Below are 5,689 nucleotides of genomic sequence, written 5' to 3'. Positions count from 1 at the left end.
TGCGCTACTACTACCAGCACGACGCGGTGGTGCAGGAGCTGCTCCACAAGCCCTCCCGCGCGGCAGAGGTCGCTGCGCTCGAGAAGGAGCTGCTGGAGATGTACGCCGACCCGCGGCTCGACGAGAAGCCCGCACTGCTCGAGAAGCGCGGCGGAGCGTACTACTCGGAGGCCGCCGTCGCGCTGGCGTCGTCCTTGCTCAACAACACCGGCGACGTACAAGTGGTCAACACGCTCAACAACGGCACGTTCCCGTTTCTCGCTAACGACGCTGTGATCGAAGTACCGGCCACGGTGAACGCACAGGGCGCTCAGCCGCTGGCAGTGTCCCCGTTGGAGCCCTTGTACGCAGGGCTCGTCGCACACGTGACGGCGTACGAAGACCTTGCTCTGCAGGCAGCAGTACACGGTGGAGCCGACCGCGTGTTCCAGGCGCTGCTGGCGCATCCACTCGTCGGGCAGATCTCAGTCGCCCACGAGCTCACGGACAGGCTGCTGGCACACAACAAGGCGTACCTGCCGTGGGCGCGCTAGTCCCAGGCGGCGTACTCGCCTTCGACGCCGGTAACAGCAAGACAGACGTCGCACTGGTCGCCGCAGACGGCACAGTGCTCGGTACGGCGCGTGGCGGTGGGTTCGAGCCGCAGAACATCGGCCCTGACGCCGCAGTGGACCAACTGGAGCCCCTGGTGCGGGCAGCGGCCGCTGCAGCCGGGCTGAGCGTTGGCGACGTACCGCTGGTGCAACAGCTGTCGGCGTGCCTGGCCAACGCGGACCTGCCGATCGAGGTCGAGCAGCTGACGGCCGTGTTCGAGGAGCGCGGCTGGGCGGAGTCCGTGTACGTCGCCAACGACACGTTCGCGCTGCTGCGGTCCGGTGTGGACGAGCCGCGGGGCGTTGCTGTCGTGTGCGGCGCAGGAATCAACTGCTCCGGGATGCTGCCGGACGGCCGTACGGCGCGGTTCCCGGCGTTGGGGAAGGTGACCGGCGACTGGGGTGGCGGCGCACAGCTGGCCGAGGAGGCGTTCTGGTCGGCGTCACGGGCCGAGGACGGGCGCGGACCGGCGACCGCACTGGTGACCGCGTTGTGCACGCACTACGGCAAGCCGTCGCTCGACGCGGTGATCGAGGCGTTCCACTTCGGTGAGCTGCCGCCCGATCGGCAGCTCGAGGCGGTGCCGGTCCTGTTCCAGGTCGCGGCCGCCGGCGATACCGTTGCCCTGGGCATCATTCAGCAGCAGGCCGAGGAGATCGTCGCGATGGCGTTCAGCGCGCTCCGGCGGCTCGACCTGCTCGCCGAGCCGGTCACCGTGGTACTCGGCGGCGGCGTCCTCACCGCCCGGCACCCGGTACTCCTCGACCGGGTCACCCGGCTGCTCGCCGACGTCGCGCCGAAGGCTGTCCCCCGGGTGGTCGACGTACCGCCGGTGGTCGGCGCGGCGCTGCTCGGGCTTGATCACACGGCGGCCGGCACGGCGGCGCAGGAGCGTTTACGCGCAGCGTTCGCGCCACCGCCCGCCGCTTGATATTGCAACCGTGTTGCGGGGCAAACTCCCGGGTGCGATGTGGCGTCGTACTCAGTGGAACCACATCCACTCGGGAGGTCGATGATGATTCGAAGGATCATGGGTCTTGGCGCCACGACGGCTCTTGCGGTGACCGCACCGCTCGTCCTCACAGGCGCGACGCCGGCCAATGCCGGCACCACAACCTCAACCTCAACCGCCAGCTGCCGGGGTTCGGTGGCCGGTGTTTCCGCGGCGACGTACGCCGACCGGCTCGTCCGCGCCTGGGGCAGCGGCAACACGGCGGCCGCCGGCTGCTATGCCTCAACGGCCACCACCCGCACCCTGTTCGGGCAGGCCTCGCCGGGCGGGATCCACTGGCGGCGCACCGGTACCGAGGGCGCGGCCGGGACGATCTACGTGACGTACCACGACGACGCGCGCGGCGGGAACCTCACGATCGGCGTACAGAACGTCGGACTGCGCGCGGGGAACGGCTGGCACGCGGCGTACACCGCGAAGTTCGCCGGTGAGCCCAAGGCGTGGAACGCGGTGCAGTGGTCGGACAACCTGGTCCGGGCCTGGGCGCGCGGCGACAGCAGGTGGACGGGGTACTACGCGACACCTGCCGCCGTACGGGAGCTGCACCGGGTGCCCGCGGCCAACAGGTCGCACTGGACGCGGATCGCCTCCGAGGGCGCGGCCGGTACGACGTACGTGACGTACCGGAACGACGTCACCCGGCACACGCTGGTGATCGGGGTGTCGAACGTCGGCCTGTCGCAGGGCGACGCGCACGCCGTCTACACGGTGCGGTACCACTGACCGCTTGAGCTCGGGCTGTAGTGGTGTAATCATGATTACATGAGTACGCAGACCGAGCAGGAGAAGGTGCGGGGCTGGCTGACCGGGCGGTTGCCGGGCGACTGGTTCGAGGGTGAGACCGAGCTGGCGATCGACCGGGACGAGATCCTGATCGTCGGCCGGATCCCCGCACCCGAGCAGAACAAGGACGTGAGCGCCGCCGAACGCTCCGCCGCCGAGGACGGGCGGATCAAGCAGTTCCGCGAGGACACCCGCGAACGCCGGATCGAGATCGCCCGCGAACTCGAACACGCCGCCCGCCGCAAGGTCGCCTGGGGCGTCCACTGCGGCGACACCACGACCGTCTTCACGTCGCTGTCCGCCCCCGTGATGACCCGCCTCCGCCAGCCCGAACGCCAGGTCCTCGACACCCTCGTCGACGCCGGCGTGGCCCGCTCCCGCAGCGACGCCCTCGGCTGGTGCGTCAAACTCGTCGCCCAGCACAGCGAAACCTGGCTGACCGACCTCCGCACCGCCATGACCAAGGTAGAAGAAGTCCGCAAGGCCGGTCCTGACAAGAGCTGACAGGCGACGGGCGGCAACCCGGTTGGATTGCCGCCCGCCTGACAGTTTCTGCAGTTACTGGATCACTGGCCCTGCTGCCAGTTGCCGTTCTGCGGGTTGCCGGTGCCGTTGGACCAGGTGCCGGCGGAGTGGGCTGCCGGGTGCTGCTCGGGCTGCTGCTGGTAGCCGCCCTCGTAGTTGCCCTGGTAGCCGCCCTGCGTCGGGTAGGCCGCCGTACCGTTCGAGCCGGTGGCGTTGGGGTCGGTCGCACTGGGGTCGGTGGCCGGCTTGTTGAGGTTGTCCTTCGAGAAGACGTTGCTCAGTGCGCGCCCGGCCATCTCGCGGCCCCCGAGACCGAAAGCGAGGCCGACGGCGAGTGCGGCACCCGCGAGGACGATCAGCAGCGTGTTGCCGGTCAGCTGGACCGCTACGCCGAGCTGGGTGAGTGCGGCGAACGCGGCGTACACCAGGACGGCGTACCGGGCCACCTTGGCCAGGGTCTCGTTGCCGGTGGCACCGCGGATGATCGCGGCCAGGAAGTTCGCGAACAGCGCCGCCAGGCAGACGATCACGATCGCGGCGAAGATCCGCGGGATGTAGCTGAGCATGTCGCTCATGAAGTTCGAGATCTCCGGTACGCCGAGCGCGGAGGCGAACATCGTGAAGCTGATCAGGAACACGAACCAGAACACGACCTTGCCGAGCATCGCCGACGCGGTCAGCCCCGTGCCCGACCGTTGCAGCACGCCGGAGACGCCGGCCCGTTCCATCCAGTTGTCGAACCCGACCTTGCCGAGAAGTCTGCCGACGAGATTGCCGATCACCTTGGCGACGAAGTAGCCGATCACCAGGATGACCAAGCCGCCCAGCAGGTTCGGGATGAACGACAGCAGCTTGCTGAACGCGTTCTCGAACGGCTGGGTGAAGTTGATCGCTAACGCTGACATCGGATGAACCTTTCAGGACTGGCCCGCATCCGCTGTCGGCGCATAACTGCCCCAACCCCGGCACGGGCGGATGCAGTGGTGTCCAGTATGACTGGTACCCGCTGATGCCTGAGGCAAACAACACTCCCCGGCGAGGCGACCAATGAAAAGTGTTTGCGTAAGGCAATCACCATTGCGGTACTTCGGTCCTTACCCCACCGGCTGAACCGTTTCAGCCGTTTGCGATCCTGGACCCATGAACGACCTCGTGATCCGCCGCGCCACCGCCGCCGACGTCGCCCCGATCGTCACGATGATCGCCGACGACCAACTCGGCGCCACCCGCGACTCGACCGCCGACCTGACGCCGTACCTGGCCGCGTTCGAGCAGATCGATGCCGACCCCAACCAGTTCCTGGTAGTTGCTGAACGCAACGACGAGGTGATCGGCACGCTGCAGCTCACGTTCATCCCCGGGCTGTCCCGGCGCGGCTCCACCCGCGGCCTGATCGAGGCCGTCCGGGTAGCCCGCTCGGCCCGCGGCGCCGGCCTCGGCAGCACGCTGATCCAATGGGCCGTCGAGGAGTCCCGCACCCGCGGCTGCACCCTCGTCCAACTCACCTCGGACAAGTCCCGCACCGACGCCCACCGCTTCTACACCAACCTGGGCTTCGAAAACACCCACGAAGGCTTCAAACTCAAACTCCCGTAACGCTCCGGCCAGTTGAACTGCCTTACGGACGGATCAGCTGACCCTGGCGGCGGGGGCGGTGAAGGTGTTGCAGGTGGCCGGGGAGGTCGAGGTGAAGGCTCGGGTTGTCCAGTAGGAGTGGTTCTTGCGGGAGCCGTGGTCGCGGACCTTGCTGTACTCGTCGCCGACGTGGCTGACGATGTAGCGCCAGTAGCGGAGGCGGGTGCCGGACAGGGCGAAGGTGCGCTTGTTCGCGCCGAGGAAGGCGGCGCCGAGGCAGCTGGCCTGGAGTTCCTTGCGGCGCATCACCTCCAGCTGGCCGGCGGCGGACTTGCCGCGCATCAACTCGTCGTACAGCGTGAGGATGCCGACGGAGTACTGGACGTGGTGGCCGTACTCGTGCGCGATCAGCTGCTCGAAGTTGACCAGGTTGAACTCCTGGTCCTGCGAGTCGAGGTAGAGATCGGTGTCGAAGCAGATCTTCCCGGTGAACCCGCCGAAGTAGTAGAACGCGTCGGCACTGACCGGCGGGTCCGTGCAGGCGGGCGTGGCCTTCGGGCGGCGCGCGCTGTACGGGATCAGCTCGACCGACGCCTGTACCGCGTCCGCCTTCTCGACGAGCGGCGCCCACGCGCGGCTCATGCAGTCGACCAGGACGTTGCCGTACGCAACCAGCCCGGCCGTTGTCGTCAGCCGGGGCCGTGGCAACGCACACCGCACCACTGGCACCCGGCCCGCCGTGTAGAGCTTGTTGTGTACGACGCCCGTGGTCATGTCGATCGTGATCGGATCCGACGGCGTCGTCACCTTCAAAGGCGTCCTCAAAGGCGTCGGTGAAGGCGTCTTCAAAGGCGTCGGCGTCCCGGACGGAGTCGGTACGGCGGCAAGCTCCGGACGCGCGCAGCCGGTCGCCGCCAGTACGACGAGCAGCGCCGCCGCGCCGAACCGCCGCATCAACTGACCTTGGCGGCAGGGGCGGTGAACGTGTTGCAGTCCTTGGGGTTGGCGGAGTCGAAGGCGGGCGCGGACCAGGCCCAGTTGCTCTTGCGGGAGCCGTGGTCGCGGACCTTCTTCGGGTTGTACTCGTCGCCGGAGTGCGACGCCTCCCACTGCCAGAGCTTCAGCTTGTTACCGGACAGCCCGAGCGACTTCTTGTTGGCCCCGAGAAAAGCCGCACCGAAGCAGGTCGCCTGGAGTTCC

6 protein-coding genes and 2 pseudogenes are annotated in these 5,689 nt (G+C 68.1%); 5 read left to right on the top strand and 3 right to left on the bottom strand.

Features of this window, described 5'->3' with window-relative positions; all coding sequences use genetic code 11:
• The 4 genes and pseudogenes from VFF46_RS35530 to VFF46_RS35515 form a co-directional block, all read left to right on the top strand.
• A pseudogene (locus VFF46_RS35530) lies at nucleotides 1-533 on the top strand (6-phospho-beta-glucosidase); the annotation flags it as partial.
• Nucleotides 521-1,525 (top strand): N-acetylglucosamine kinase, encoded by a 1,005-nt coding sequence (locus tag VFF46_RS35525; RefSeq protein ID WP_325041643.1) that lies wholly within the window; start codon nucleotides 521-523, stop codon nucleotides 1,523-1,525. The pseudogene VFF46_RS35530 and the gene VFF46_RS35525, both read left to right, overlap by 13 nt.
• Before the next feature lie 216 nt (nucleotides 1,526-1,741).
• Nucleotides 1,742-2,329, top strand: a complete 588-nt coding sequence (locus VFF46_RS35520) for a hypothetical protein (protein WP_325041642.1) — start codon at nucleotides 1,742-1,744, stop codon at nucleotides 2,327-2,329.
• Between the two features lie 39 nt (nucleotides 2,330-2,368).
• Nucleotides 2,369-2,893: a hypothetical protein gene (locus tag VFF46_RS35515; protein WP_325041641.1), complete on the top strand. Its 525-nt coding sequence runs from the start codon at nucleotides 2,369-2,371 to the stop codon at nucleotides 2,891-2,893.
• A gap of 62 nt (nucleotides 2,894-2,955) precedes the next feature.
• On the opposite strand, the gene VFF46_RS35510 is transcribed toward VFF46_RS35515, so the two are convergent.
• Nucleotides 2,956-3,819, bottom strand: coding sequence for a mechanosensitive ion channel family protein (locus VFF46_RS35510; RefSeq protein ID WP_325041640.1), 864 nt, complete (start codon nucleotides 3,817-3,819; stop codon nucleotides 2,956-2,958).
• 235 nt (nucleotides 3,820-4,054) lie between these two features.
• Here VFF46_RS35510 and VFF46_RS35505 point away from each other — a divergent pair, with 235 nt between their 5' ends.
• Nucleotides 4,055-4,510: a GNAT family N-acetyltransferase gene (locus VFF46_RS35505; protein WP_325041639.1), complete on the top strand. Its 456-nt coding sequence runs from the start codon at nucleotides 4,055-4,057 to the stop codon at nucleotides 4,508-4,510.
• Nucleotides 4,511-4,543: 33 nt separating this feature from the next.
• Here the strand turns inward: VFF46_RS35505 and VFF46_RS35500 are convergent, their stop codons facing one another.
• Complete coding sequence (locus VFF46_RS35500) at nucleotides 4,544-5,443, bottom strand: neutral zinc metallopeptidase (RefSeq protein ID WP_325041638.1); 900 nt, start codon at nucleotides 5,441-5,443, stop codon at nucleotides 4,544-4,546.
• A pseudogene (locus tag VFF46_RS35495) lies at nucleotides 5,443-5,689 on the bottom strand (hypothetical protein); the annotation flags it as partial. The pseudogene VFF46_RS35495 and the gene VFF46_RS35500, both read right to left, overlap by 1 nt.

The organism is Kribbella sp. (assembly GCF_035655035.1).
In the GTDB taxonomy this organism is placed as follows: Bacteria; Actinomycetota; Actinomycetes; order Propionibacteriales; family Kribbellaceae; genus Kribbella.
Note: the sequence above shows the minus strand (reverse complement) of the source record. Positions and strands in the feature narration are given on the sequence as shown.